The organism is Bradyrhizobium sp. SZCCHNR1043, from assembly GCF_032489675.1.
Lineage (GTDB): Bacteria > Pseudomonadota > Alphaproteobacteria > Rhizobiales > Xanthobacteraceae > Bradyrhizobium.
In genome coordinates this window covers 149,579-172,852 of the sequence record NZ_JAUEYN010000004.1, presented here as the reverse complement: position 1 = coordinate 172,852, position 23,274 = coordinate 149,579, and the positions used below count along the sequence as shown (strand labels likewise).

Genomic DNA, 23,274 nt, shown 5'->3' with positions numbered 1-23,274 from the left:
GTATGTTAGTCCTCTGCGGACGCTCTCGCCTTCTGCGCGGCGAGCTTGGCGAGCGCGGAGAGCGCGTCAGCCACCTCGGTCAGCATCCGATATCGTGTTTGCTTCAGAAGGACGCGGAGGCCGTGCGCGCCGTCGCGATCGAGCGCCATGGCGAAGGCCTCCGCCTCGTTGTCGAGCGAGCCGATGACTTGCGCGACCTTCGCGCCGATCTCGTCACCGACCTTGACCAGCTCATCCACGCGGACAAGCTTCCCAATGTGCTCATCAAGCTCCAATCCCCGGCGCACGGCCTCATAGTGGGTCTTGAGCCGTAGGGCTTCCTCGTAGCTATCCGCGGCAGGCGCCGCCGGCTCCGGCATCTCCGGCCGCTGGTCTTTCGATGGGTCACCGTGACGGTCGCGGAGGTGGTCGTATTGGGCAACGTTGATGCGAGCCACGCGGCCTTGCCCGTCAAGCTCAACCTCAAGCCCGTGCATCTCGACCATGGCCTTGACGCGCTTCGAAACGGCCTGTTTCGACACGCCATCGCGCTCAGCGATTTCAGAAACGGTCATGAACGGCGCGAACGGCGCGGGGTCCGCCGGCAGGCCCGACCCGTCAACTTTTGGGGGGTGCTCTGTCAACGTCGTCAACCCTGATTTTCAAAACCGAAATTGGGAAAAGTCCCGGACTGCGCGCGCCGCGCGGCCCCCCCGGGCTCGGGAAGGACCCGCGCCCGAACGGCGAGAACACCCGCCGCCGACGTCGGAACGCCTGCCCTCACCCCTTGGCGAGCAGCCGCGCTAGTCGCCGCTCGATCGCGGGCAGCACATCAGTGCTTGCCCCGGCCTCAAACGCTGCCAGCGATTGCCCCTTGACGACTTCCTTCGCCATGTTCGGCCCGTAGAGCTTGCGAACAGGGAAGCGCTTGGAAGTCGTTCGCGCCGAGAGCGCGCCAGTGTCAGGGCGGACGAACGAGCGCTTGAATGTGCGGGAGACCCCCCACGGTGCTGCAGTCACCGCCCCCGCGACAGAGTGCGGGAACAACGCGATTGGCGTTTTCTTGCCATCGCCCTTGATGATGTAGGCGAGCCCAAACCGCTTGCCGTCTACGCGAGACGTGATGGTTTCGTATTTGAGCGGGTTGGTTTGCGCCCTCACTGCCTTGCGGACCTTGGTGCGCACCTTGTCGCCGCCGTCGCTCAATCCCTCTTGCAGGGCCTGCCTGCCGCCGCCGGCTGCTAGGCTCGATATCGGTCCAAGGATGGTGCCGATGTTGCCCGCAACTTTGACGTCGAAACCGCTCATGATGCAGCCGCCGCTTCTAGCGAATAGCGGCCATCATCGCGCGGATAGAGATGCACCGCGCCAGCGAGCGGCAGCATGCCGGGATACCACGACACGCATTCCCGAGGGTCTACGTGGTAGAGGCCAGCGAGCGCCAGGCCGTCGATGAAGTGGGTTTCGCCATCATACGCGCTGCGGACGTGACCGGGATGGAGAACATAGCGCTTGCTTGGCTGGCTGCTCATGTCTGCACCTCGAATGGAATCGTCACGCGCGCGCTCTTGCGCTGCGTTGTTTGCTATCGGTCGCCTGCCGCGCCGTGACGATGTTGGATTGCCCACGGATGGATACGGCCATCACGCGCCGCGTTTGGCTGCTCTCGATTGAGCTACATGGGCGAAAGGGTGCCCGGCGTGCGCCCCGGGCTGGTCGGCAGGATCAAAGCGCCCTGCATACTCGCCGTGTTTTACGACCGTGCGATTGGTCGCCCGTCAGGGGTGATTGCGCTGCTCATAGGCAAGCGCGTTGCGTCGTCAGTAGGATGCAACAGGCCTTGCGGCTAGGGTTGCTATGTTTCACCGCCATGTGCGGCAGTGCCGTCTCCCGGCCGAGCACCAGCGCCCGACCTACAGCCATGAACCGATAACCCGGCTGCTACTTCATTGGTCCGTCCTCGCTTTGTATCGCACGAAACACAAAACCCGCCGGGGCACCGATGGGTTTGTTTCTTCTCTGAGACCTTTTGAGGCGTCCGGAGCTATGTCAAGCAATCACCCCCCTGTCAAAGGGAGGCTGGCCCATGTGTCCCGTAAGCCATTACGCTGCTTTCGCATTTTTCATTTTCAGGCGGGACGCTTTTGCGTATGAGGCGGCCGTTTGCGCCTCTATCGGGGACGAAACAGGTTCGGGCGTCACGATATTCCGCACCGGGGCTAGGCGAGGATCGAAGGCCGACACTGCCGACAGATCGCGGCCCTGCAGGATGCGCGGCTCATCCATGCCTGTGATCCACGGCATCAGGGGCAAAGTGGTGGGCGCGGGCTCGTAGGCCCGCAGCTTGCCGGAGAGCGCGGCGGCCAACGTGTTGAGCGCACCGTGCCAGCAGACCCATTCAGCGCGACACTCGCCAACGTGAAGCGGCGCCGGATCATGCCAGAGCAGCGGCGAGCGCGGGCGCATGGTCACTGGATACTTGCCGGTTTTCCTGGTCGGCCTGATTTCCATCACTTCGCCGCTGCGATCGATCCCATGGACGATCGGACGCGGCTTGGTGGCTGTCTGCGCGAATTGCTGACGAGGCGTCGGGTTTTCGAACGCCCATTTCGGACGCGTGCCCTGTGTCGCGCATGAGATCACCAGCGCGGCCGGATCGAACGTGCTCATCAGCAGAAGGCCCGGAGCATCGCCAGCGATGGCCGCCCATTCGCCAAACAACGATTGGACGTCCGCGAGATGATCAAATCTCGCCTCGCGCTCCAGCGCCCTCACAGCGCCGGCAATCACCAACGCATCTTCGTCGGGCTCGCCCGGGACCATGCCGAACGAGTCCGCATTGAAACCGCTGGTTTGTACCTTGGTGCCGAGCATCCCAAACTGCTCGATCACGTCCCATGAGGACGCTGCAACGCGTTGACCCTTGGGCAGCTCATCCCTGATCGCCCACTGCAAGAGCTTTTCGATATCGATCGGCTTTTTCATGCTGTTCTCAATGTTGCTATTATGCAACCGATAGTGTGAGAGGGTTTTGCGAGGGTTTTTGAAAAACTATCGCAAACAATATTTGCTATAAATTACATACACATAATGCATGTAACTACATCATGATGCGAGGGTACGAGGGTTTGTACGCGTGTCATATGAGGCCGTTCAAAAATTTTGACGGCTGGCGAATTTTCAGCTCGCCTACATGCGTGTGCGCGAAAACCCTCGCGACCTTCGCTCAGTTCGGGAAGTAGTTGGCGCGACTCGGTTTTTTAGCTGCGAGGGTTGGACCGAAACCCTCGCAAAACCCTCGCAACCCTCGGCGGCCATTCGGCAACACCCGACGCAAATGCGCTATGGCACCACATCGCTATTGATTTCAGCGGCCTTGTTGGCCCGCAATTCGCTTTCAGTCGGCCGCGGCCGATCATCGCGAAGCTTCACGTCAAGGTACTTGCGGACCCGGGACTTGTCGTCCTTCTGACAATGCCGCTTCATATCTCGGCCGAAACGAGTCTCGAATACCACATTCTTGCTGTTGACAATACACCAATCTTTAAACGCCAAGTACATGTCACGGGCCTGCACGGTCTCCCCCTCCGCTTTCTCAACGCAGTCCTCAACGAACTGCAACACGATGTCCATTTCCTTCCTGTACGCCTGCACGTCCGCCCTCACTTTCGGCGCGATGTAGATTTGGCCGCCCGAGAGGAAGTCGCGCGCTCCCTCGCAAAGCCAGTTGAACACGCCCGGGGCCTCGGAAAGGAATTCCCGCACCATCACCTCGGGGTCGCGCCGATCCTCCTCCGCGATCATGATTGGCCACTTCACGAACAGCATTCGGCGCCAGATGCCGTTTGAGGTATCGAGGATCTTGGGCAGGCCGTTTCCGCTCATGTGAGGCTTGGCCCGAGGCATGAAGTCGATATAGCCCTTGTACAGCGTCCTCACCGGGATTTCCTCACCGCCCGTCAGTTTCTTGATTAGTTCGCTCTGCAGCGGCTTGCCCTCCGGGAGCTCCAGAACACGCACCATGCGCTTGCCAAAGAGCCTGATAAGGTCGGGCGATGCACCGCCTCCGGCGCGCTCGCCGCTGCCGATGATGCTTTCCGTGGGCAGGCCGACCGCGAAGCTCTTGCCGAGCAGCCGCACCAGCATCTCAAGGAACACCGATTTTCCGTTCGCGCCCTCACCGTAGTGAAACATGAAGAACTGCAGCGGAATGCCGAGGATCGAGCAGCCGCAGAATTGTTGCAGTGTTCGCCGCGTCTCCGCGTCCGGCATCATCTGCTCAATCCAGGCTTCGAATAGTGGGGCCTTGGCCTTCTTGTCGTAATTCACAGGCACGAGCGCCGTGATGTAGTCCTCCTGACGATGGCCTTTCCGAGCTTCGATCCAAGACTTGTAGCGCGTCGCCTTTGGGTCCGGACACTCCGGGTCAATCTCCTGATGGAACACGAGCGTGTGCGTCCGCGTTGCCACCGACAGCGCGGAGGCGTTCAGCTCCTCAATGTTCTTGCGGAGCCGTGGCGAAACGTTTTCCAACATTTTCTCGATGCGGCCTTGATCTTTGGACTGCACCCCGAAATTTTGACGGCGCTCCTGACGACGCCTGACGGCAGCAGCCGCGCTGTGACCAGCCTTCGCAATAGCATCGACCTCCCGGAGCCGCCTGCGCTGCTCTGACGTGCGCTCCTTGGCCGAGATGGCTTTCAGCGCGTCCAACTCGTCTAGGACAGCCTCGGTTACGGCCGCCATAGCGCGTGTTTCGTCCTCCGTTGCGACCAGATAGGCCGCCTCTTTTTGGATGTAGTCGCCCACCTTCTGCGCGATCAGAGCCGCGCCCGCCTCGCCTTCGTCAATGTCCCAGTGCGTCCCCGACCAAATCAGCTTGTCACCTCCTGCGACGCTGGACACTTTCATGACCAGAAGCTGATCCGGGAAGTAGCTCATCAGGCGCACGCCGTTTGACGTGTCGCTCTCATCCAAGAGGGCGCATTCCGCGATGGTTTTATCGCTTGGCTCTGCTCTTGAGGGGGGCGCGGGGGTGTGCGAGGGCTCCCCCGGAGGCGCGGGAGGTGCGGAGGGGAAATCCCCATCGCCCTCAACGGCGCGCACGATATCGTCATATCCATGGTAGTCCATCAGGCTGTCCGCCGTGTCTTGATCAAATCGTTGAAGTCCGTTCCGTCAGGCGCGAAGGCGGCTCGAATCGTTCGGCCTTCCTTGGCGTGACGGTGTGAAGCTCGCTCCAGCGCGAGGCGCGTGAGGATTGGTTCGCTGTCCCCATCGCCGAGCAACACCAGCTCGGAGACGCCATCGGGCACCGGCATTGCCCGCGAGCACATGTCGGGTTCGGGTCCGGGGACCTTGCGAGGCTTGCCGCTCCCGTCTTTAAGCGTTGGGTGCGGGAGGGAGACGGAGGCCTTGCCGGCGAGATTGCCGAGGTCACCAGCCGCACGGAAGGCCGTGGAGGAGAGATCGCGGCCGGCGCGGTACAAAGCCGTGCAGACAGCCGCTACCGTCTCGATGCCCTCCCCCGCGATGATGCGCCGAGGCGCTACGGCGCCGCCCAGGTCGATGTAGCAACCCGCTTTCGTGCCGCGCATCTTCTTTGCCGGCATCAGCTCGCCCGTCTCCGGGTTGATGATTGCGGCCTTGCCCTTCGGACCGCTCGGGTCCAGCCAGGTGATATGCAACCCGCGAAACACCTGCCCGGCGTCAAAGAACGCGGCGAGTTGCGCGGGGCCGCGATGCAGGAGTGTCGGCCGGTTCTCTCGGCCATCCGCAAACATCGGCATGCTTGGGTGATAGCGCACCTGCGCATTGCGCGGCAGGATCACGCTCCGGCCTCTCAGATAGGTCTCAACCGGCGTGCCGAGCCAATGCTTGGCAGGAAGCCAAAAGGCATCATGGAGCCTCTTGCGCTCGCGCTCGCGATAGAGCGCGTTCGTTTCGTCCGCCTTGCGGCCATCGTTCCACCCGGCGCACCAAGCCACGCGGAGTGCCGCATCTGCGTCATAGGGCGCGGGAACGTCCGGCATCGACCGACCATCAGCCGAGTTGAAAGCCCTTTTGCCGGCCATACGGGCGAGCTTGGGCGTGGGCGCCTCTTCTTTCGCGCCACCAAGCCGCTCGATCGCGTCGCGAAAGCCGATGGCCTCGCGCTTCATCATCAGCTTGATGACGTCGCCTGCGTCCGGGCAGACGGCACAAATCCATTTGTCTCCCGTGCATTCGAACCGCATAGCGGTTTTCGAGTGCGGGTCATCCGAGCATATGGGGCACGGTCCGACGTATCCCTTGCCTTTTCGGCGCAGAGTCACCCATTCGCTCGCAACCGCATCAACCGAGATGCGGTCTTTGAGCGCGTTCAGCGCGTCATCTGTGATCATTGGTTATTCGTACTGAACGTGATCAGGCTGGTTATCGTCGGAAACCTGCTCAGCGCGGCGCACCTCGTGGAGACGCTTCAACAGGCGCTCATCGCTGCGGACGCTCCAGAGGACGCGCCAAGCCGCCGCGAACACTTCCGCGTGCCGCTCCTGTTGCTCAATGACCCGTTGCACTGTGTCGCGCTCGCGGTCAGTCAAGGAGGGGTCCGATAGTTCCTGCCTCAAGGAGATCAGGCGGGCATCGAACCGCGCAGTTTCGCTCTTCACCGCGGCCAACATCTCAGTCCAGCCCACGGCAACGACCTTGCGCTTTGAGGCCGGCTTTGCAGGCGCTTCAGGCATTGCGAGCCTCCCGGCGCTTCAATTCGGCGAACATCACGTCACACTTGGCCTTGCCGTGCGACGACACGAACTTGCTGGTATGCAGACGGCCCATGATGCGGGTCACCTGATCCGTGGAGGACATCTCCCGCGTAAGCCGGTCGAACTCAGCCAGCTCCTCCGGCGTGTAGGAAGCGCCACTCATTGCCGCCCCCGCCGCTCGGTCACCAAGGATGCGGCCTCGCACCACTCGCGGACCTTCCGTTGCAGCGCGCGGCGAGCCGTTTCTACATCGCGCGCCGGGACAGGAGCCGGAGAGAAGCCCGGCAGGTTCACAGCGTAGAAGTAACCGTTGCTCGCCGGGTTCGGAGTGATCAGCCCGACCGTGACAACGCCGAGGCGTAGCTCGATCTTGGAGCCGCTTTCCTGCTCGGTGATGCGAATTGGCAGGGGTGCGGCGCGAAGGCGACACGGGCGAGCCTCCCGGGGCGCGATGGTGACCGAAGGGGCGCTCATCGGGCATAGTCCGCAAAAAGGCCAACGATCAGCCGCTCGGCTTCATCGAACGTCGAAAGCATGTAGTCGGCCTGCACCGACATGAACGGGTGATCCTCAATGAACGGGTCATCCGTAACAATGGCGCAGGGCTTCCCGAGAGGCTTGGTCCAGGAGACCTCACCCGTGGTGCCGAGCGTCCGCAGAAGGCCACGGCGAGCAATACGCTTCAGAGCAGCGACGTCCGAGACAACCGCGTCTTGCGTCTCACTATCAAGCGGCCCGAACCGCTCTTCAATCTGCTCAACCAGATCGCCCATGCGATCGAGGATTCCATCAAGCTCCGCGACCTCCGGCGGCTCCGGGAAATAAGCGAGCACGAAATCACAACGCTTCACGTCCAAGTAGTTCTTGGAAACAATGGTCTTGGGCATACCAAAGCAAGGGTCCGGGAAATGCAGGTCGTAGCGCTCGCCCTGCACGGGTTGAGCGCGCAGAGGAGAGATGCCGACGATGCCGTGACGTGCAAGGCGCTCGGTCATGTCCCCTCGCCAATCGTTGGCGCTGGCGACGGTTTCGCCTGTGATCGGACCCGCGAGATAAACGGTCGGCTTCACTTCACATTCCCCCAAGCACATAGTTGAAAATCGCAATCGAGCCTTCGATTTGCGGGATGACGTACAGGGCGACGGCAACAGCAGCGCCGCCGAGAGCGAGCCCGCCGAGCAGGCCCGGGATGTCGAGATTGATCAGCGCCTGATGCCGCTCACGCTTGCGCTCGATGGCGCCACGAAGAGTGCGAATGGCGTTGCAGCGGGACAGCCACGCCGTGACGGTGGCGGCAATCGCGCGGATGCGGATAACAACACGGATCATCACGCGCCCCGACCACTGGACGGCACGCGCGGATTGGCAAATACCTTTCCAACCTTGTCGATGACGTCACGGCGTCCATTCTGAAAGCCGTTGTCGCTCCCGAGGGCATAGGCCTCGCTGATCGCGCGCATGATCCACCAGAAGCGACCGGAGCCCTCGCTACCGCTGATGTCGATTTGCAGCCCTGCCGGGAGGCCGTCCATATCGATCCGGGCGACGTTGGCATCCGCCAAATGCGCGACCGGGAAAACGCCCGTGGAGTTCACCCGGAAGCCGCGCACGGTGACGCACGCCGGGATTTGGCGCTCATTCTTCATGGTAATGGCCTGTTAGTTACTGGAGTTGAGGTCGTGGATGCGGCACAAGACCATGATGTCAGCCGGCGTCGGGACGGCCTCGCCCTTCAGCTCGCAACGCAACGCGTAGTCGGAGGGCCGATCATGCGCAGCGGGGTCCCCGCTGTGATGCCTGCGGAGCGCAGCGAGCAGGCCGCCGGAACATCGGACGTTGGCCTCATGCATCTCTGCCGCCTCAAACACGATCTCCGCATCAGTCAGGTCCGCGGCGGGGTCTGTGCCGAGATGGACGGGCGATGACGGCGCCGGCTCAAAGTGCGGGCGGCTTGCCATTGGCAACAGGCCAGCCTTTCGGGCGCGTTTCCAAATGGTGCGAACGGCCTTCTCAGAAAGCCCGTATTCCTGCGCCACCCGAGCGCGGGTCATTGTCCCGTGCCATGCTTGTTGAACTTCAGTGGTCTTTTCGGCCGATAATCGAATTGCGCGCATGCTGTTGCCCCGGATCAGTGATGCGGACGGAAGGAGCGGCATCGGCCGCGACCGGCACCGCGAGGATTGCGAAAGCCATCAACCGCGCAGAAGCAGGACGGCAGGCGTGCCGAGCAGCAGCAGCCCAAAATGATCAGAGGCCCCGGCGCATCCGGGGTGATGTCCGGCGGACCTTCAAGCAGATCGAGGACATCCACCGGCCGCCGACTCGCCCAAACACCCACGACAAACGCGAGCAGGAGCAAGCCGGCGACCACGGAAGACAAAGCGATAGCGTCTCCGGAAACGGCGATGCCGCCCGGCGTCAGGCCAACCATCTGAAAACCCTTCCGCACCGATATCAAAACATGCCGGCGCGCCCAGCGATCTACAGGTCAAGACGGGGGTTCCGTCTTGGTAGTGGCAATTCCTAACCTGATTCGCTAGATTTTAGTCAACATTTATGTCTTGCGAGTTGCGTGTATTTTCCAATCATAACGAGTATCGTCTTGAAATGAGTGATGAAATTTCTTTCGCAGAGAGCCCCGCCCCCGTGCGCAAAGCCAGGAAGCCGAAGGCCTACCCAAACCGAATTGCCGAGCTGATCAAAGAGAGGAAGTGGACCTACGCCGAGGTTGCAGCGCGCATCAGAAAGCTCGCAGCAGAGCGCGGAGATACCGGGAGGACTAGCGTTCACGAGGTGTCGGTCAACCGGCTCGCGATAGGCAGCACCACGCTCTCGCAAGAGTGGATGAACGTGCTCGGCGAAGTCTTCGGAGTGCCGCCGGCCGAAATCATCTCTCCGCCAGCTGCCAAGAACCACATTCGAGTGCGCGTCACCCATGCGTTCGAAGGAGGGAAATGGCATCAGACAAGCACCCTGCCCGAAGCGAAGCAGTTCGACCTCATGGTACAGGAAGATGAAAAATTAAGAGGGGCAACGCTTTATGCGGGTGAGATCAGGGGGCCATCGAACAACCTGCGCTATCCACCCCGCTCCATTGTCATCTTGTCCAAGGTCGAGCAGAAGCCCGGCGAAATCGCAGCCGGCAAGCGGTACCACGTCAGGATGACTCGCAAGGATGGCATGGTGGAAGACTCCATCAAGCTCCTAAGCCAAGCCGCAGATGGGTCCTACTGGCTCAAGCCCGAGTCCGATCATCCTAACCATCAACAGTGGGCGCGACTGGATGATACGGAGAACGCCCACATCGAACTTGTGGGCCGAGTTCGCAGGGTGTTTTCCCGCGAAGATGATTGAAACATCGGCAGCGCCGATCACGCGAGCAGCAGAGCCGGCGCAGTCATCCTCGCCGGCTTTTGTGTGCGCAGCAGAGCGCGCATCGATGGTGTCGGACGGCGCGATTTTTTGTGCAAATCTAGCGAAGGTAGTTGAGTACGCGACCGACTCAATCTAACCAATTATGTTAGTTTGATTGGTGAGAACATGAACGGCGCTATATCCGCAGAACCTTTGGCCCGCACCCAGCTTTTCTCGGCGATTCCCCTGCAGGCGAGCCGATGATCGTAATCGAGCCGCGACCCTTTCAGCCGCACTTCGAATTCCGAGAGCCCATCGTGATGTCCCGGCAGGTTTTCGAGACCCTTCCCATTGTCCGGCGCGACGGAGTCGAGGTGAACCCTACCGGCGCTCAGATGCGGGTCGAGATCGAGCGCTGCGGCAAGTCGTGTTGGCACCTGGTGGAAGTGGAGCTGACGCCGCTCGGCTTCCGTTACCCCGCCCGCAAAATCGAGATCGTAACCGCCCATCACGTCGAGGACTGAGCATCCATGCCCGACAGCTGGCTGCCCAAATGACCCGCCCGAAACGCCCTTCAGAAATTCCGCATGGCTCATGGCCCCGCCGAATGCCAGCGGCGCTCGCCGCCGGCTATTGCGGAGAAACGACGGTTGAGGGATTCTTGACCCGGGTCGGGAAAGAGTATCCATGGCCCCGAGTGAAAGAGGGCCGCCGGCAGCTATGGCTAAGAGAGGACCTGGACCGCGCAATTGCACCGGTGTCGATCGAATACGACGCCGCAGAGGATCTGTGACTGTGGCGCTGAAGCTGCCGCGCTACGTCCTGCCCAAGTCGCTCGCAGGCGGCCGGCAAGCGTTCTACTACACCGTGCCTACAAAATATCGAAAGCTCGGCTGTACCATCCCCAACGAACCGCTTGGCGACTATGTCACCGCGTGTGGCGCCGATGGCGAGGGTGGCCGAGCTGCCGTCTTGAACGCGCTCTTTGACGAATGGTTTGACAAGATGATGGGCAAGCCAAGCAAGGAGACGCTTGGAGGCGCCCGCGTCGGGACGGTTGATTGGCTCTTTCGCGAGTACAAGCGCTCAAAAGCCTACCTAGAAAAGGTCTCCAAACGATCGCGGCCCGGCTACGAGCACAGCATGCAGGCCATCGGCGACTTCCTGAATAAGAAAGGCGAGCGCATCGGCTCCCTGCCGATAAAGAGCATCAGCCCGCGCGCTGCCGATCTGCTCTATGAGAAGTTCATCACGAACGACAAGGACGAATCGGTCCTGTACCGCCGGGGCGAGAAGTTCGTGGGTCTATGCCGGAAGGCGTGGCGTGTGGTGCACCGCCTGTACCCGGCCGAGTTCGCCAAGGATGTCCCGAACCCGTGGCCGGGCGTCACGATGAAGACGCGCGTCAAGGCAAGCAAGCCCGCCGTCACCCGAGAACAGGTCTACACGTTCGCCAACGGGGCCGTGGAGCGCGGCGAAGTCGGCGCAGCGGCCGCAGCGGTCATTTGCTTCGAATGGCTCCAGAGGCCGGAAAACGTGTTGGCAGGGCACATCCGCTGGACCGGCTACCGGGCGAATAAGAGCGGGACTCCCGTGATCCAGATTGAGCACCACAAGACCGGCGCCAAGATCGACCATCCCTTGGAGGACATTCTAGATGACGGCACCGCCGTGCAGCTCTATCCCGAGGCCGAGGCTGTCCTTGCACACCTGAAGCGCTTAGGCGTGCCGCTGATCCTTCGCGAGGTGCTACCCGCCACTGACAAGCGGCATGTCAAACCCGGCGCCAAGGCCTTCGCCAAGCCCTATAGCTTTTCGGGAATGCAGAAGATTGTACAGCGGCTTCGGAAGGACATCGGCCTCCCGACGCACTTCACGCTGGACGCCTGCCGGCATGGCGGCATGACCGAACTAGAAGAAGCCGAGCTGACGGAGGGGCAAGGCCGGGCGCTGTCGGCTCACCGCACCAAGGAGAGCTACGCGGGGTATGCGAAGCGGACGGCACCGCGAGTTTTGGCCGCGACTAGGAAGCGCCGGGCGCACGTCTTGGCGAACGCACCGGAAAAAGACGCCCAGAACGATCAGCGAATTGAATTGCAGAACGACAGCCGGGCCGCGCGCTGAAAGAACGGCCAATAACGAGGCGGGCGGGTTGCTTGGATCGCGAAAACCAAACGATTAGCACTGTTTTAGGCCATTTCGCTGCGGTTGGCGTCGATGTAAACGGCTTGATCATCCCCGGCCGCCAGATTGAAGGCGTTCTAGCGCGTCATGCTTTCAACCTCGTAGTCAACAACAACGACGAAACATTCAAGATTTCCCTTGTTGGCTCTGCGACGGCGGTCCGCCGTCATGGGCGCGAAATCCTGCTCACGACGCAGCATCAGCTTCGCGGAATCGATGTTACGCAAGTAGCCATGCTAACCGAAACGGGTAGCCATATCATAACGTCCGGCGGCGTCCGTCGCTATAATCTTCACCCTGAGACAGACGCCTATGACATTGTGGCGTTTGATTTTACAGAGCCGTGCAAGGACAGGCCTGAACTCAAAAAGTGCTTCTTTGAGCTGTCCAAAGTGCCACCCGAGGTGCTTGCTTCCAACGTCCTAGCGATGTCGTTGACTGGTTACCCATCAGATGACCAGGCATACGAAATTCATGAAAATAACCACCTCGGTCTCGCGCGTCGGCAAGTCACCTGCCAACCTCACTCACAACCGAGCGACGCCGCGCTGCTAACCGTTCAAGTGACGCGTCCTCTCGATACGCATCCTGACGGCATGAGCGGCGGATCAGCGTTTGCTATCGGGATGGACCACGGAAGACTGCATGCCTTTTTTGCTGGTATCATCGTGCGGGGCGGTCGGGAGTTTTTTACAATACTCAAAGCCGGCGTTGTGTGTGCCTTCCTCGATAGCTTTTTCCCCTGAGCGCCTTCGATCCAGAGTCTAGGACTGTCGTAGTACAGCCCATGATGGTAGACTCTTTCATCGCTTCTGAAAACGGAGAGCGACATTGCCAAGCATGACCGATCCCCACGTTGCTTTGGTTTCGTTTCAGCAAGCTTTTTCTGCTGGCCTGCTGGACCTCCATCGGGGCACACTTGATCCCAACATTTATCTGCACACGGATACTGAGCACGGCTTCTTGCGCATGACTTATGTCCGTATCGATAACGGCATTGTCACGGCTTTCGTCAATTTCGCTCGCGTCGAACCAATCGATGGCAGTCCTTGTCTTGCGATTGGCGTGGCCGTCCCGGAAAGACATCGCAACAAGGGACTAGCGAAAAGCACGGTGGAGGCTGCGATCCGCGAACTCGCGGCGGGATTCGGCCGCAACGGATATCCCCCGTTCTACGTTGAAGCCGTTGTGAGCGTGGACAATGAGCCGTCCAAGAAGGTTGCAACCGCAGTCCTATCGCGTGAGCCGGAACAGATCACCGACAGCGTTTCCGGCCTTCCTGCGCTCCGTTTCATTCTCAAGGTCGAGACGACCTGATCATGGGAAGAGCCGAGCGCACGCCTTGCGAACGCACCGAAAGCGGGCGCTTGGGGCGGAGGGCAGGCGAAATTGCAGGCCGTCAATCAAACCGCCGATGCACCGTTACAAGCCTTACGCCACACCGCCGAAGCGCCCCGGTTTGAGTTGGGGCGGATCGTGACGAGGCGGGTTTTGATGTCCGCATTCCGGGCAGACATTCGTTTTCAAGTCCTCCTTCCACAGCATGATCTGCGGCGGGAACGTGCACTTACAAAGCTTGTGGCCTAACGCCTTGGCGATTTCTGCTTTGCTCGTATCAAGCGCGGTCTCTGCTTTCGCGAGGTCGGCTTGTGCCTTGTCTCTCTGCTGTCCTGCAGGCAACAAGCCGATGATGCCCTTGATAGTATCAACCGCGAGTTTTGCGTCTGTAAGGTATTCCATTAGCCCGTCCATGCGACATCCCCTCCGGTCGAATGTGCCATCAAAATGCAACCCCTAAGGGAAATCAATGGCTGAGGCAGCGACGGCCGCGCGGCGTTGCACCGAGGTCCCGGCGAACGCACCAGAAACATCCATTCAGAATACGCAGCGGAATCCCGTTCAGAATGAAAAATCGTCGAATTTGTAAGAAATTGATTTTCTAGCGGAATTTTGGCTGGGGCGGGAGGGATCGAACCTCCGTATGGCGGAATCAAAATCCGCTGCCTTACCGCTTGGCTACGCCCCATCAGGCCCGGCGGATCGACGTGGCGCGCGGGCGCCATGCGATTCCGGGTCGGCGCCCGTGGTCTACAGAGCGCGCCCGCCCATTTCAACCGCGCCGCCGCAGGAATTTTGCAGGCCCCTCCGGTGATCCGCCGCCCAGGCCAATTCGTCAATGCCGGCAAGCCCTTATCCTGCTCGTTGGAAGCCGCCGCGGCGCCCGGCCGCAGCGCCACGCGAAAAAGTTGAGACCCGACCGGTTTCATGGGATGACGGCGGCCAAACCGGCCACATCGAGCCCCGAGGACACGCCATGACCTATCGCGCCCCGCTCAACGACATGCTGCTCGCCCTCAACCACGGCGCCGGGCTGAAGGCGGCGGTCGAGGCCGGCCATTACGGCGATTTCGACCCCGACATCACCGCGGCCGTGCTCGAGGAAGCCGGCAAATTCGCGAGCGACGTGCTCGCCCCGCTCAACCACATCGGCGACAGGAACGGCGTCAAGCTCGCCGATAAGAAGGTCACCACCGCGCCCGGCTGGCCGGACGCCTACAAGCGCTGGACCGAGGCCGGCTGGAACGCGGTGTCCGGTCCCGAGGCGCATGGCGGCCAGGGCCTGCCGCTCGCCATCAACGCCGCCTGCACCGAGATCTGGAGCGCGGCCAACGTCGCCTTCGGCCTGTGCCCGCTGCTGACCTTGTCGGCCATCGAGGCGCTCGACGCCCACGGCAGCAAGGAGCTGAAGGACATCTATCTCGGCAAGCTGATCTCCGGCGAGTGGACCGGCACGATGCAGCTCACCGAGCCGCAGGCCGGCTCCGACGTCGGCGCCTTGCGCACCCGCGCCGAGCGGGCCGCGGACGGCAGCTACCGCATCACCGGAGCCAAGATCTTCATCACCTATGGCGACCACGACATGACCGACAACATCGTGCATTTCGTGCTCGCGCGGCTGCCGGACGCGCCGGCCGGCACCAAGGGCATCTCTCTCTTCCTGATCCCGAAATTCCTCGTCAACGCCGATGGCTCGCTCGGCGCCCGCAACGACATCTACGCCACCGGCGTCGAGCACAAGCTCGGCATGCACGCCTCGCCGACCTGCACCATGACGATGGGCGATCACGGCGGCGCCATCGGCTATCTCATCGGCGAAGAAAACGCCGGCATGCGCTGCATGTTCACGATGATGAACCAGGCGCGGCTCGGCGTCGGCCTCGAAGGTGTCGGCGTCGCCGATCGCGCCTATCAGCAGGCGCTGGCCTACGCGCAGGAGCGCAAACAGGGCCGCGCCGTGGGAGCTAAGGGCACTGGCTCGGACGCGATCATCGCCCATCCCGACGTCAAGCGCATGCTGATGCAGATGCGCGTCCTCACCGCCGCGTCTCGCTCGATCTGCTACGCGACCGCCGTCGCACTCGACGTGTCCGTGCGCGCCAAGGATCCGGCGGTGCGCACTGAAGCCGCCGCGCGCGGCGCGCTGCTGACGCCGATCGCAAAGGCGTTCTCCACCGACATCGGCAACGAGGTCGCCTATCTCGGCGTCCAGATCCATGGCGGCATGGGCTTCATCGAGGAGACCGGCGCCGCGCAGCACTATCGCGACGCGCGCATCACCGCGATCTACGAGGGCACCAATGGCATCCAGGCGATCGACCTCGTCACCCGCAAGCTGGGTGCGAACGGCGGCGCCTCGGTGTTCAAGCTGCTCGACGAGCTCACCGAGATCGTCCGCCGCGTCGAGGCCTCGAACGATCCGGCCTTCGGCACCACTGGCGCCAAGCTGCGCGAGGCGCTCGGCGCGCTCGACCGCTCCAGCCGCTGGCTGCTGGACAAGCTCGGCACCGCGCCGAACGATGCGCTCGCCGGCGCCACGCCTTACCTGCGCCTGTTCGGCTCGGCGCTCGGCGGCTGCATGCTGGCCAACGAGGCGCTGGCCGCGCGCAGCGAGAACGAGACCGAGGGGGCGCGTCACGTCGCGCTCGCCCGGTTCTTCGCCGAGACCTTCGCGGTGCAGGCCCCGTCCCTGGAAAAGACCGTCACCGACGGCGCCGACGCCGTGCTCGCGGCGGAGGCCGTGCTGGTGGCGTGAGCGGCGAGCGTCGCGACCCAGACCAGCGAGTTCAGCCTCCCGCACCAAAGCTCGCTGCCGGGCTCCCACCCTCCCCTGGAGGGTCGCCTCGCGGGGCGCGCAGCGACGCGTGAGGCGGGGTGGGGTGATCTCTCCGCGGATGCTTGTGCCAACGGAGAGATCACCCCATCCCGATCCCGCGCTACGCACGCGATCGACCCTCCCCCTCCAGGGGAGGGTGTCCCGAGTTCGCCGCTTCATTGATCCACATCTCAAACATCTATCCGAACAGCCTGTCGCGATGAGATGAGCATCCGCGTCCTCGCGACGCATTCCGCGCCCGAGCTATGCTCTCGAAACCCGCCCTCACCGAGTGGAGGGCGCAGGGAAGGCCGGGCGCTGGCCGCGCCCGTGGCCCGCCTGCAGAAAAAAAGCAGGCGGCAGTCACCACAGGTCTGGCCGAGAACACCCGGCCTTCCCCGCGCGATGGTTTTAACGGGCTATAGCGCGCTCTTCCTGGTGCACCGGGCTTTCTGGCCACCATGTCGCGACAATGCGCTTCTCGCGCATTGCGCTGGATACTAGCATCGGAGTATCGGAACCACGCGCCTTCACCGTCCGCAGGCTAACGTTCGTCCGTGCCAACAGCACTGCGCCGCCCGCGTCCACCGCATCCCGCTGCCAACGTCCGTGACGACCGCGAACCGTCCCCTACCGTGCAACGGGATGCGCGAACCATAATGCTGATTTGGGCAAGCCGCAAAGCGATTTATGTTTTTCAGAACGACTTGACAGGGGTTGGCCCGACCGAGCTGATTTGGCCGACGGGTCGGAAGCGCGCTTCCCTGCACTCCGGCAAACCGGAAGGAACCAGGTCGATTGCCGATAAAGTTCAAGCCCTGCCCCAGTCAGCCATTCACTTCCGGGACAATGTTCATTTCCGGGACAATGATCCGACGCCGCACCACGCAGGTCGCAGTGCGAGCCGCTCTGGTGGTCGCCACGTAGCGCTCAACCGGCTTACGACGCCATCGTCTGGATGAGCGCCGTGTCGGCGAACTCTATTAGTTCGACGATCTTCCCATCCTGAATTCTGAAGAGGTCGAGTATCTCGGTTTCCCGCGTCATATTCGTCGGACAGCTTCGCACGGTGAGGCGGGAACGCACGGCCACGCGATCGTTGTCCACCAGTTCGGTCAGGATATTTCGCTGCGCGAACTCGAACGTATCGATGAGCTTGGCCAAGCCCTCCTTGACTTGGGGGTGACCACACATGCACCCCAACATTTTGGTGGCGTTCCGGTCGCCAGCCAGTGTGAACACCACGTCCGGATGACACTCTGCCATCAGGTCGTCCAACGCCCCCGTGTCGCGCGCCTTGTATGCGCGCCTGACCTGCTCGAGGAGTACTTCGCGATTTTCCATCGGCACCTCCCAAAGTTCAGCACGAAGACCTTAGCTGCTCATTGATCTACTTGCAATTGAGTCAATCGAAAACTTCGCCTTCAACTGTGCTCACTTACCTCGGAGAGATGGAGCGAGCATGGGCCAGCTAGCCGAAGGCGTAGCCCGCCGCGCTTCCTCTGATTGAGGCCGCTGCCGTTCTTGACTTCCGCCATCGATCCAGCCAGTTCTATCTGCTCAGGTGCCGGCTCGACCGTGGTCACGCAGTTCGGCTCCTCATTCGCGAAGCCTCTGCATAGTTCGTTGTTTTTCACCAAATCCATTCGGAGCAAGAATATGAAATCTGTCGTTGCGACGTTGTTTGCCGCGGCCCTGATGCTGTCGTCCGCGCCGGCGTCGGCCGTCGTTCTCGATCTCTCCACCATGAGCTGCAAGCAGTTCGTCGAAAGCGGCGACGACGGTATCAAGATGGTGCTGATCTGGCTCGACGGCTGGTACAAGGGCGACCAGGACGAGGCGATCTTCGACACCGAGGTGTTCCTCGAGAACGCCAAGAAGTTCGGCAAGTACTGCGCCGAGCATCCGACGGTCAGCATCGTCACCGCGGCGGAGAAGATCCTCGGCAAATAGGCAAATAGGATGGCTGCGGATCGTCAGCGCGCAGGCGAATGAACACGCTTTCCGCACGCACGCCACCGCAGGTGACTTTGCGGCTGCTCGGCCCCTCTCTTCGTCTAGACCCCGAGCCACTCCAGCCCGCCCGGCAGTTCGTCCGCGGCAAAATCGATCTGCAGCACCCGGCGATGGCCGGGCTGGGTTGAGGGCTCCGAAGCGTGCAGGATCGGCGTCGCGTAGAGCCAGATGTCACCGACGTCGGCGCAGCACGTCGCCGTGCCACAGCGCGCGACCGTCGCGGCCACATCGCCTTCCGAAATGCGACCGAGGCGGTGCGAGCCTGGAGCGATCAGCAGCGGCGCGTTGCCGTCCGGCACGACGTCGAGATGGACGCGCAGGGTGACCATGCGCGCGAGCACCTCATAGGGCGGCGCGACGTGTTGTAGGCCCCCCTTGATGGTCCAGGGCCCGAACCCGGTGACATCGATGCGCTCGCGGACGACGATGGTGCGGTCCTGATGCCAGGGCACGGCCCAGTTCGACGCGGCCGTCTTGTCGAAATAGACCGCCCGCACCGGGCGAGTGGCGTCACCGAGAACCGCGGCAGCGGCGGCGCCGACCGGTCCGGCATTGGCGAGGAACGGCCTGAGCGCCGCGACGCCGTGCAGCCGGCTGCCCGCCTGCTCCGGTGCGTGGCCGGACAGCGCCTCGAAGAGAGCGCGCAGGGCGGACGCATCGAGCGCGGCCGCGATGTGCAGCGCACCCGTTTCCGCGACGAGCGAGGCTTGCTGGGGAGAGAGTGCGACGGTCATGCGTGAGGGAGACTAGAGCGCGGCGCCGGCGCTTGGCAATCACTCTCCCCGCTCTTCGCCATCAGTCCGAACTTGCGCCGGGAGAGCAAGAGAGGCGCGAAGGTGATCCGCAACGTCTCGGTGTGCCACCCTGCGACAGAAGACTATACCGCGGACGGCGCGGCTGGCCGCAAGTTGCGATGACCCCGCATGAAGACCGCAGCATCCGGACACACTCAGACGCAACTCATTGCGCCAGCTTGGCGCGGAGGCTGCGTTGAAGAAGCGTGCCGCGCCCCGTGCGGCACCTGCCCTTTCTTCATGCGAGAGTCCCATGTCGATCAGCTCTGTCACGACGCCCCTCGCGGCGCCTTCGTCGCAAACCACCTCGGCCACATCATCCACCTCGACGACGTCTACGACGTCATCCTCGTCGGCCACGAGCTCGGCTGACAGCACGTCGGAAAGCTCCTCCGGCAGCGGCGGCTCGTCGTCGGGCAAGACCGTCGTCAGCGAGGTCTCGATCACGCTCGACGGCGTCACCACCACGACGATCACCTATTCCGACGGTTCGACCGAGGTGACCAAGACTGCCGCCAGCTCGGACGGCAGCAGCAAGGGCGCGCAGACCTACAACGCGCAAGGCGCGACCAACAGCGCCGTGAGCAGCGGCGTCTCGGGCAGCGCGGGCACGGCGAGCACGACCGTGACGACCTGAGGCCTCGCAGGACGCGCGACACGCCTTCGCTCAGGGCTGATGATGCCGTCTCGACCGGAGGCGTAGGTTCCGAAGCCGGAACCGTTCGATCTCTCAACACTGTCAGGGCGGCACGGGGGACAGGCCATTCCGCCCGGCGACGGTTGCAGGCGATGCTCAACCGTCACGTCCGGTGACACCGCGAAGCCACACTGCGCTGACGATGTCACGCGCGTGTCATTGTTAATTTGCGCCCTCGCTCCGAGTCACGCCTGTTAGCAGGCAGCTGCGACAATGGGGAGGATGTCGATGTTGCGGGGTGTGATCGGCGCGGGGATTCTGATCCTGGCGATGGGGTCCGAGGTGCAGGCGGCCAACGAGGCCGGTCCTGAGACCCGGATGTCCTGCTCGGAGGTGCGCTACTACGTGGAGAAATACACGGCCGAGGTGGCCGAGATGTATGCGCGCAGCCGCGGCGCCACCGATGCGCAGATCAGCCGGGCGCGGCGCTGCCTGTCGACGAACCATTTCCGCAGGGCGGAGCGGGTGCACAGCTATACGGAGTAAGCGGGCGAAAGATTCGCAAGGGATGGCTCTCGTCCAGCCATGATCGCCTGTGGTTATGGATTCCGGGCTCCCGCGCGCTGCGTCGAACGGCTGCGCCGTTCGCGCGTGAATGCCAGGGATGACGGCTGGGGAGAGAGCGGCGCATCGCAAGATGCAGAGCATATCGGCCGAAGGCGTGACGCTCGCCCCCTCCTTCAGGGCACACGCGGCGCCCTGAAAGTGGTCGTCATACCCCGCGCAGGCGGGGTATCCAGTACGCCGCGGCGTCTCGACTGAAGTCGACCGTTTCGGAGTACTCGATCGTCCGCCTGCGCGGGCGATGACAGTTGTTGTGACGCAATGTCTGCGCTGCGCTCCACGGTGGCGTCTGCGCGCCACGGCGGCCTGCATGGCGCAAGCGCCGCGCAGGTGCCGCTCCCCGCCTCACGCCTGCTCGATCGCGGCCGGCATCTTGGCGACCGACATCAAGGAGCGCGCGACCTGGTTGAGGAGCTGATCGGCATTCTCCTCCTCGGCCAGCGACTTCGACAGCAGCGCGACGACGGCGCTGTGGCGGAGCTGGGAGGCGAGATTGCGCGCGGTCGTGTAGCCCGACATCTCGTAGTGCTCGACGCGCTGCGCGGCGCCGATCAGCGCGAGATCGGCGGCGGCGTCCTCCTTGTCCTCGGCCTGGGTCATGATCTCCTGGCCCTCCTCGATGAGGCCCATCATGCCCTTGCAGGGCTTTGCCCGCGGCGTCTTGCCGAGCAGCTCGAAGCATTCGTTGATGCGCTCGATCTGCGCTTCGGTCTCGACCAGATGCTGCTCGAACAATTCGCGCAGCTGATCGAAGCGCGCGGCCTCGGCCATCTTCGGCAGCGCCTTGGTGAGCTGCTTCTCGGCATGGAGGAGGTCGCGCAGCTCGTCCATCAGCAGATCGCTCAGGCCGGATTCGTCGGCCGGCGGCGAGCTTTCGGTGACGATCGACGACGCCGCGCCGGGCTCACCGGCTTGGATCGCCGGCGACTCCGTGAAGACCCAGTCGCCGCCCTCGTTCCAGGGGCCGCGGGTATCGATCTCGCCATGATCGCCGGCCCCCGTGGAATCGTTGAAGAACTGGTCGACCAGGCCCGGCGTCGGCGCGAGGCGGCCGATGCTGAAGGCCGGCTTGCCCATGCTCTCCAGCGCCACCGCGAACGCCTTCATGTGGGTGATCTCGCGCGTCATCAGGAACTGCAGCGCGTCCTTGGTGCCGGCATCGTCGGTGAAGTTGATCAGCCGCTCGTAGACGATCTTGGCGCGCGCCTCGGCGGCGATGTTGCTGCGCAGGTCGACGTCGAGCTCGCCGGTGATCTTCAGATAATCGGCGGTCCAGGCATTGCCTTGCGAGTTGAACAGGTTCACACCGCCACCGCCGGCAATCGCGATCAAGGGATCGGCCTCGGCGGCCTCGCGATCGAACTTCGACGGCTTCAGATGCAGACGCGCCAGGGTGCCGACGACCTCGAGATGGCTGAGCTCCTCGGTGCCGATGTCCATCAACAGGTCCTTGCGGTCGGGATCCTCGCAGTTGAGGCCCTGGATCGAGTACTGCATGGCGGCGGCGAGCTCGCCATTGGCGCCGCCGAACTGCTCGAGCAGCATGTTGCCGAAGCGCGGATCGGGCTCGTCGACACGAACGGTGAACATCAGCTTCTTGACGTGGTGATACATCGGGGGACCTCGGAGCGTTGGAGGGGACGCAGTCATGTCCGAACGGCCCGACCACACGGTTGTTCCTTACCTCTCGCCCCGGAACCCGAGCGCCGGCTGCCTGCGCCGGCCGCTTCTTATGCACACTGTCGCACTATAGGCGGGCGCAGACGACACCCCGGCAACGGACGTGCGGGACCGGCGCGCGCAAGCATCTGCGCCGGCTACCGCCATACATCCTGTTGGCAGCTCGACGACTGCCTCTTGCTAAGCTTTTCCCTGCTCGCCTAAGCTGTTCAGCTGGAGAGTGACATGTTGATGCGAACACCGGCCAGGGAGAAGCCAGGTCTCGGCGCGCGAGTCCGCCGGGTCATCGCGCGACTCCGCGACCACGCATCGTCATTCACGTCATCATCGCCCGCGAATGGGGCGACACTGCGGAAGCCGTCCTACGTTGTCGACGATGAGCCTGACGACAGCAATATGGACGTCGCGTTGGCGGCGCTGATCGATCAGATCGAACGTCCGGCGCGCACGCCGCCACCACGGTTTCCGAGTCTCGCGCGCGTCACGTCATCGCGCCAGGCGCCGCACATCCCGGTGTACGAGCGGCCACCCTATTTCGACGTCGCGCCGCGCCCCGTCGAGGTCGAGCCGCGGCGGATGGCCTATGATGAGGCCGTCGAGCGCATCGTGCCCGAGGACGAACTGTCGGAACTGCGCAAGGATCTGATGAGCGCGATCTCGGCGCGGCTCGGATCGCCGGAGGACCATCTGGCGACGATCAGGACCCTGCTGAGGTCGGTGAAGTAATGTGGGGCCGCAGCAATATCGGCAAGACGGTCGAGGAGCTGACCGATCATCTGCGGCTGGTCGATCATGTCCGCGCGCTGCAGGACGGCCAGAAGGAGATCGCCGAGGCGATCAGGGCGGTCAACAACCGCCTGACCTCGATCGAGGCCGAGTTCAGGGTGCTCAAGGCGGAGACCCAGCGCGACGCGTTGCGCGAGGTGCAGCATGCCGTGCAGGGCGTTCAGGGCTCCGTGCATGACGAGCTGACCCGCATGGCGACGCGGCTGATCGTGCTCGAGCAGGCACTGCGGCGCGAGGCTGTCCGACAGCAGGCATCGCCGGCCGCCGGCCCGCGCCCGCCGGCTGCCCCGCCCCGCCCGGACGGATCACGCTGAGGCGCGA

The 23,274-nt window shown here is 63.0% G+C and carries 29 protein-coding genes and 1 tRNA gene; 10 read left to right on the top strand and 20 right to left on the bottom strand.

Annotated features, from left to right (window positions below):
* Positions 1-5 precede the first annotated feature (5 nt).
* The 14 genes from QX039_RS08420 to QX039_RS08355 form a co-directional block, all read right to left on the bottom strand.
* Positions 6-632, bottom strand: a complete 627-nt coding sequence (locus QX039_RS08420; protein WP_315772975.1) for a winged helix-turn-helix domain-containing protein — start codon at positions 630-632, stop codon at positions 6-8.
* Between the two features lie 127 nt (positions 633-759).
* Entirely contained in the window at positions 760-1,287 is a 528-nt protein-coding gene (locus QX039_RS08415; RefSeq protein WP_315772973.1) for a hypothetical protein, read from the bottom strand.
* Positions 1,284-1,511 (bottom strand): hypothetical protein, encoded by a 228-nt coding sequence (locus QX039_RS08410; RefSeq protein WP_315772971.1) that lies wholly within the window; start codon positions 1,509-1,511, stop codon positions 1,284-1,286. The genes QX039_RS08415 and QX039_RS08410 overlap by 4 nt, the downstream gene beginning before the upstream one ends.
* 571 nt (positions 1,512-2,082) lie before the next feature.
* Positions 2,083-2,964 carry a hypothetical protein gene (locus QX039_RS08405; protein WP_315772969.1) on the bottom strand — a complete coding sequence of 294 codons (882 nt, stop codon included), beginning with the start codon at positions 2,962-2,964 and terminating at the stop codon, positions 2,083-2,085.
* A gap of 357 nt (positions 2,965-3,321) precedes the next feature.
* Positions 3,322-5,112 carry a phage/plasmid primase, P4 family gene (locus QX039_RS08400; RefSeq protein WP_315772967.1) on the bottom strand — a complete coding sequence of 597 codons (1,791 nt, stop codon included), beginning with the start codon at positions 5,110-5,112 and terminating at the stop codon, positions 3,322-3,324.
* Positions 5,112-6,362, bottom strand: a complete 1,251-nt coding sequence (locus QX039_RS08395; RefSeq protein ID WP_315772966.1) for a CHC2 zinc finger domain-containing protein — start codon at positions 6,360-6,362, stop codon at positions 5,112-5,114. The genes QX039_RS08400 and QX039_RS08395 overlap by 1 nt, the downstream gene beginning before the upstream one ends.
* Before the next feature lie 3 nt (positions 6,363-6,365).
* Complete coding sequence (locus QX039_RS08390; RefSeq protein WP_315772965.1) at positions 6,366-6,704, bottom strand: hypothetical protein; 339 nt, start codon at positions 6,702-6,704, stop codon at positions 6,366-6,368.
* A complete protein-coding gene (locus QX039_RS08385; RefSeq protein WP_315772963.1) occupies positions 6,697-6,888 on the bottom strand; it encodes a hypothetical protein in 192 nt (63 codons plus the stop codon). The genes QX039_RS08390 and QX039_RS08385 overlap by 8 nt, the downstream gene beginning before the upstream one ends.
* A complete protein-coding gene (locus QX039_RS08380) occupies positions 6,885-7,199 on the bottom strand; it encodes a hypothetical protein (RefSeq protein WP_315772962.1) in 315 nt (104 codons plus the stop codon). The genes QX039_RS08385 and QX039_RS08380 overlap by 4 nt, the downstream gene beginning before the upstream one ends.
* Entirely contained in the window at positions 7,196-7,795 is a 600-nt protein-coding gene (locus QX039_RS08375; RefSeq protein ID WP_315772961.1) for a hypothetical protein, read from the bottom strand. The genes QX039_RS08380 and QX039_RS08375 overlap by 4 nt, the downstream gene beginning before the upstream one ends.
* Before the next feature lies 1 nt (position 7,796).
* On the bottom strand, positions 7,797-8,057 hold the full coding sequence (locus tag QX039_RS08370) for a hypothetical protein (RefSeq protein ID WP_315772959.1): 261 nt from the start codon (positions 8,055-8,057) through the stop codon (positions 7,797-7,799).
* On the bottom strand, positions 8,054-8,371 hold the full coding sequence (locus tag QX039_RS08365; protein WP_315772957.1) for a hypothetical protein: 318 nt from the start codon (positions 8,369-8,371) through the stop codon (positions 8,054-8,056). The genes QX039_RS08370 and QX039_RS08365 overlap by 4 nt, the downstream gene beginning before the upstream one ends.
* Before the next feature lie 12 nt (positions 8,372-8,383).
* A complete protein-coding gene (locus QX039_RS08360; protein WP_315772955.1) occupies positions 8,384-8,839 on the bottom strand; it encodes a helix-turn-helix domain-containing protein in 456 nt (151 codons plus the stop codon).
* Between the two features lie 14 nt (positions 8,840-8,853).
* On the bottom strand, positions 8,854-9,156 hold the full coding sequence (locus QX039_RS08355) for a hypothetical protein (RefSeq protein WP_315772953.1): 303 nt from the start codon (positions 9,154-9,156) through the stop codon (positions 8,854-8,856).
* Between the two features lie 176 nt (positions 9,157-9,332).
* On the opposite strand from QX039_RS08355, the gene QX039_RS08350 reads away from it, so the two are divergent.
* Positions 9,333-10,079, top strand: a complete 747-nt coding sequence (locus QX039_RS08350) for a helix-turn-helix transcriptional regulator (RefSeq protein ID WP_315772951.1) — start codon at positions 9,333-9,335, stop codon at positions 10,077-10,079.
* A 161-nt stretch (positions 10,080-10,240) separates the two neighbouring features.
* On the opposite strand, the gene QX039_RS08345 is transcribed toward QX039_RS08350, so the two are convergent.
* The gene (locus tag QX039_RS08345) at positions 10,241-10,675 is read right to left on the bottom strand and encodes a hypothetical protein (RefSeq protein WP_315772948.1); all 435 of its coding nucleotides are present in this window, start codon (positions 10,673-10,675) and stop codon (positions 10,241-10,243) included.
* 199 nt (positions 10,676-10,874) lie between these two features.
* Between QX039_RS08345 and QX039_RS08340 the strand changes: the two genes are divergently transcribed.
* From QX039_RS08340 to QX039_RS08330, 3 genes are all read left to right on the top strand, one after another.
* A complete protein-coding gene (locus QX039_RS08340; protein WP_315772947.1) occupies positions 10,875-12,203 on the top strand; it encodes a hypothetical protein in 1,329 nt (442 codons plus the stop codon).
* 32 nt (positions 12,204-12,235) lie between these two features.
* Positions 12,236-13,009 (top strand): hypothetical protein, encoded by a 774-nt coding sequence (locus QX039_RS08335; RefSeq protein WP_315772945.1) that lies wholly within the window; start codon positions 12,236-12,238, stop codon positions 13,007-13,009.
* A gap of 94 nt (positions 13,010-13,103) precedes the next feature.
* The gene (locus tag QX039_RS08330) at positions 13,104-13,580 is read left to right on the top strand and encodes a GNAT family protein (protein ID WP_315772944.1); all 477 of its coding nucleotides are present in this window, start codon (positions 13,104-13,106) and stop codon (positions 13,578-13,580) included.
* 114 nt (positions 13,581-13,694) lie between these two features.
* Here QX039_RS08330 and QX039_RS08325 read toward each other — a convergent pair whose 3' ends face one another.
* Both QX039_RS08325 and QX039_RS08320 read right to left on the bottom strand, forming a co-directional pair.
* Complete coding sequence (locus QX039_RS08325) at positions 13,695-14,015, bottom strand: hypothetical protein (RefSeq protein WP_315772943.1); 321 nt, start codon at positions 14,013-14,015, stop codon at positions 13,695-13,697.
* 199 nt (positions 14,016-14,214) lie between these two features.
* Positions 14,215-14,289: transfer RNA gene (locus tag QX039_RS08320), tRNA-Gln, on the bottom strand.
* Between the two features lie 288 nt (positions 14,290-14,577).
* Here QX039_RS08320 and QX039_RS08315 point away from each other — a divergent pair.
* Positions 14,578-16,356 carry an acyl-CoA dehydrogenase gene (locus tag QX039_RS08315; RefSeq protein WP_315772941.1) on the top strand — a complete coding sequence of 593 codons (1,779 nt, stop codon included), beginning with the start codon at positions 14,578-14,580 and terminating at the stop codon, positions 16,354-16,356.
* A gap of 999 nt (positions 16,357-17,355) precedes the next feature.
* Here the strand turns inward: QX039_RS08315 and QX039_RS08310 are convergent.
* Positions 17,356-17,760: a nuclear transport factor 2 family protein gene (locus QX039_RS08310; protein WP_315740864.1), complete on the bottom strand. Its 405-nt coding sequence runs from the start codon at positions 17,758-17,760 to the stop codon at positions 17,356-17,358.
* A gap of 315 nt (positions 17,761-18,075) precedes the next feature.
* On the opposite strand from QX039_RS08310, the gene QX039_RS08305 reads away from it, so the two are divergent.
* Positions 18,076-18,369 carry an HdeA/HdeB family chaperone gene (locus QX039_RS08305; RefSeq protein ID WP_315772939.1) on the top strand — a complete coding sequence of 98 codons (294 nt, stop codon included), beginning with the start codon at positions 18,076-18,078 and terminating at the stop codon, positions 18,367-18,369.
* A gap of 104 nt (positions 18,370-18,473) precedes the next feature.
* On the opposite strand, the gene QX039_RS08300 is transcribed toward QX039_RS08305, so the two are convergent.
* Positions 18,474-19,166, bottom strand: a complete 693-nt coding sequence (locus QX039_RS08300; protein WP_315772937.1) for a phytanoyl-CoA dioxygenase family protein — start codon at positions 19,164-19,166, stop codon at positions 18,474-18,476.
* A gap of 313 nt (positions 19,167-19,479) precedes the next feature.
* Between QX039_RS08300 and QX039_RS08295 the strand changes: the two genes are divergently transcribed.
* Together QX039_RS08295 and QX039_RS08290 are read left to right on the top strand one after the other, a co-directional pair.
* Positions 19,480-19,863 (top strand): hypothetical protein, encoded by a 384-nt coding sequence (locus QX039_RS08295; protein WP_315772935.1) that lies wholly within the window; start codon positions 19,480-19,482, stop codon positions 19,861-19,863.
* Between the two features lie 288 nt (positions 19,864-20,151).
* Positions 20,152-20,409 (top strand): hypothetical protein, encoded by a 258-nt coding sequence (locus QX039_RS08290; RefSeq protein ID WP_315740867.1) that lies wholly within the window; start codon positions 20,152-20,154, stop codon positions 20,407-20,409.
* Positions 20,410-20,832: 423 nt separating this feature from the next.
* Here the strand turns inward: QX039_RS08290 and QX039_RS08285 are convergent, their stop codons facing one another.
* Positions 20,833-22,101: a DUF892 family protein gene (locus QX039_RS08285; protein ID WP_315772933.1), complete on the bottom strand. Its 1,269-nt coding sequence runs from the start codon at positions 22,099-22,101 to the stop codon at positions 20,833-20,835.
* A 462-nt stretch (positions 22,102-22,563) separates the two neighbouring features.
* Between QX039_RS08285 and QX039_RS08280 the strand changes: the two genes are divergently transcribed.
* Positions 22,564-22,893 (top strand): hypothetical protein, encoded by a 330-nt coding sequence (locus QX039_RS08280; RefSeq protein ID WP_315772931.1) that lies wholly within the window; start codon positions 22,564-22,566, stop codon positions 22,891-22,893.
* Positions 22,893-23,267 (top strand): hypothetical protein, encoded by a 375-nt coding sequence (locus tag QX039_RS08275; RefSeq protein WP_315772929.1) that lies wholly within the window; start codon positions 22,893-22,895, stop codon positions 23,265-23,267. Before QX039_RS08280 ends, QX039_RS08275 begins: the two co-directional genes overlap by 1 nt.
* Positions 23,268-23,274: the final 7 nt, after the last annotated feature.

Coding starts and splice junctions, on each gene's coding strand:
- QX039_RS08415 (WP_315772973.1), bottom strand. CDS start 1,287: ATGAGCGGTTTCGACGTCAAAGTTGCGGGCAACATCGGCACCATCCTT.
- QX039_RS08410 (WP_315772971.1), bottom strand. CDS start 1,511: ATGAGCAGCCAGCCAAGCAAGCGCTATGTTCTCCATCCCGGTCACGTC.
- QX039_RS08405 (WP_315772969.1), bottom strand. CDS start 2,964: ATGAAAAAGCCGATCGATATCGAAAAGCTCTTGCAGTGGGCGATCAGG.
- QX039_RS08400 (WP_315772967.1), bottom strand. CDS start 5,112: ATGGACTACCATGGATATGACGATATCGTGCGCGCCGTTGAGGGCGAT.
- QX039_RS08395 (WP_315772966.1), bottom strand. CDS start 6,362: ATGATCACAGATGACGCGCTGAACGCGCTCAAAGACCGCATCTCGGTT.
- QX039_RS08390 (WP_315772965.1), bottom strand. CDS start 6,704: ATGCCTGAAGCGCCTGCAAAGCCGGCCTCAAAGCGCAAGGTCGTTGCC.
- QX039_RS08385 (WP_315772963.1), bottom strand. CDS start 6,888: ATGAGTGGCGCTTCCTACACGCCGGAGGAGCTGGCTGAGTTCGACCGG.
- QX039_RS08380 (WP_315772962.1), bottom strand. CDS start 7,199: ATGAGCGCCCCTTCGGTCACCATCGCGCCCCGGGAGGCTCGCCCGTGT.
- QX039_RS08365 (WP_315772957.1), bottom strand. CDS start 8,371: ATGAAGAATGAGCGCCAAATCCCGGCGTGCGTCACCGTGCGCGGCTTC.
- QX039_RS08360 (WP_315772955.1), bottom strand. CDS start 8,839: ATGCGCGCAATTCGATTATCGGCCGAAAAGACCACTGAAGTTCAACAA.
- QX039_RS08355 (WP_315772953.1), bottom strand. CDS start 9,156: ATGGTTGGCCTGACGCCGGGCGGCATCGCCGTTTCCGGAGACGCTATC.
- QX039_RS08350 (WP_315772951.1), top strand. CDS start 9,333: ATGAGTGATGAAATTTCTTTCGCAGAGAGCCCCGCCCCCGTGCGCAAA.
- QX039_RS08345 (WP_315772948.1), bottom strand. CDS start 10,675: ATGAGCCATGCGGAATTTCTGAAGGGCGTTTCGGGCGGGTCATTTGGG.
- QX039_RS08330 (WP_315772944.1), top strand. CDS start 13,104: ATGACCGATCCCCACGTTGCTTTGGTTTCGTTTCAGCAAGCTTTTTCT.
- QX039_RS08325 (WP_315772943.1), bottom strand. CDS start 14,015: ATGGACGGGCTAATGGAATACCTTACAGACGCAAAACTCGCGGTTGAT.
- QX039_RS08315 (WP_315772941.1), top strand. CDS start 14,578: ATGACCTATCGCGCCCCGCTCAACGACATGCTGCTCGCCCTCAACCAC.
- QX039_RS08310 (WP_315740864.1), bottom strand. CDS start 17,760: ATGGAAAATCGCGAAGTACTCCTCGAGCAGGTCAGGCGCGCATACAAG.
- QX039_RS08305 (WP_315772939.1), top strand. CDS start 18,076: ATGAAATCTGTCGTTGCGACGTTGTTTGCCGCGGCCCTGATGCTGTCG.
- QX039_RS08300 (WP_315772937.1), bottom strand. CDS start 19,166: ATGACCGTCGCACTCTCTCCCCAGCAAGCCTCGCTCGTCGCGGAAACG.
- QX039_RS08295 (WP_315772935.1), top strand. CDS start 19,480: ATGTCGATCAGCTCTGTCACGACGCCCCTCGCGGCGCCTTCGTCGCAA.
- QX039_RS08290 (WP_315740867.1), top strand. CDS start 20,152: ATGTTGCGGGGTGTGATCGGCGCGGGGATTCTGATCCTGGCGATGGGG.
- QX039_RS08285 (WP_315772933.1), bottom strand. CDS start 22,101: ATGTATCACCACGTCAAGAAGCTGATGTTCACCGTTCGTGTCGACGAG.
- QX039_RS08280 (WP_315772931.1), top strand. CDS start 22,564: ATGGACGTCGCGTTGGCGGCGCTGATCGATCAGATCGAACGTCCGGCG.
- QX039_RS08275 (WP_315772929.1), top strand. CDS start 22,893: ATGTGGGGCCGCAGCAATATCGGCAAGACGGTCGAGGAGCTGACCGAT.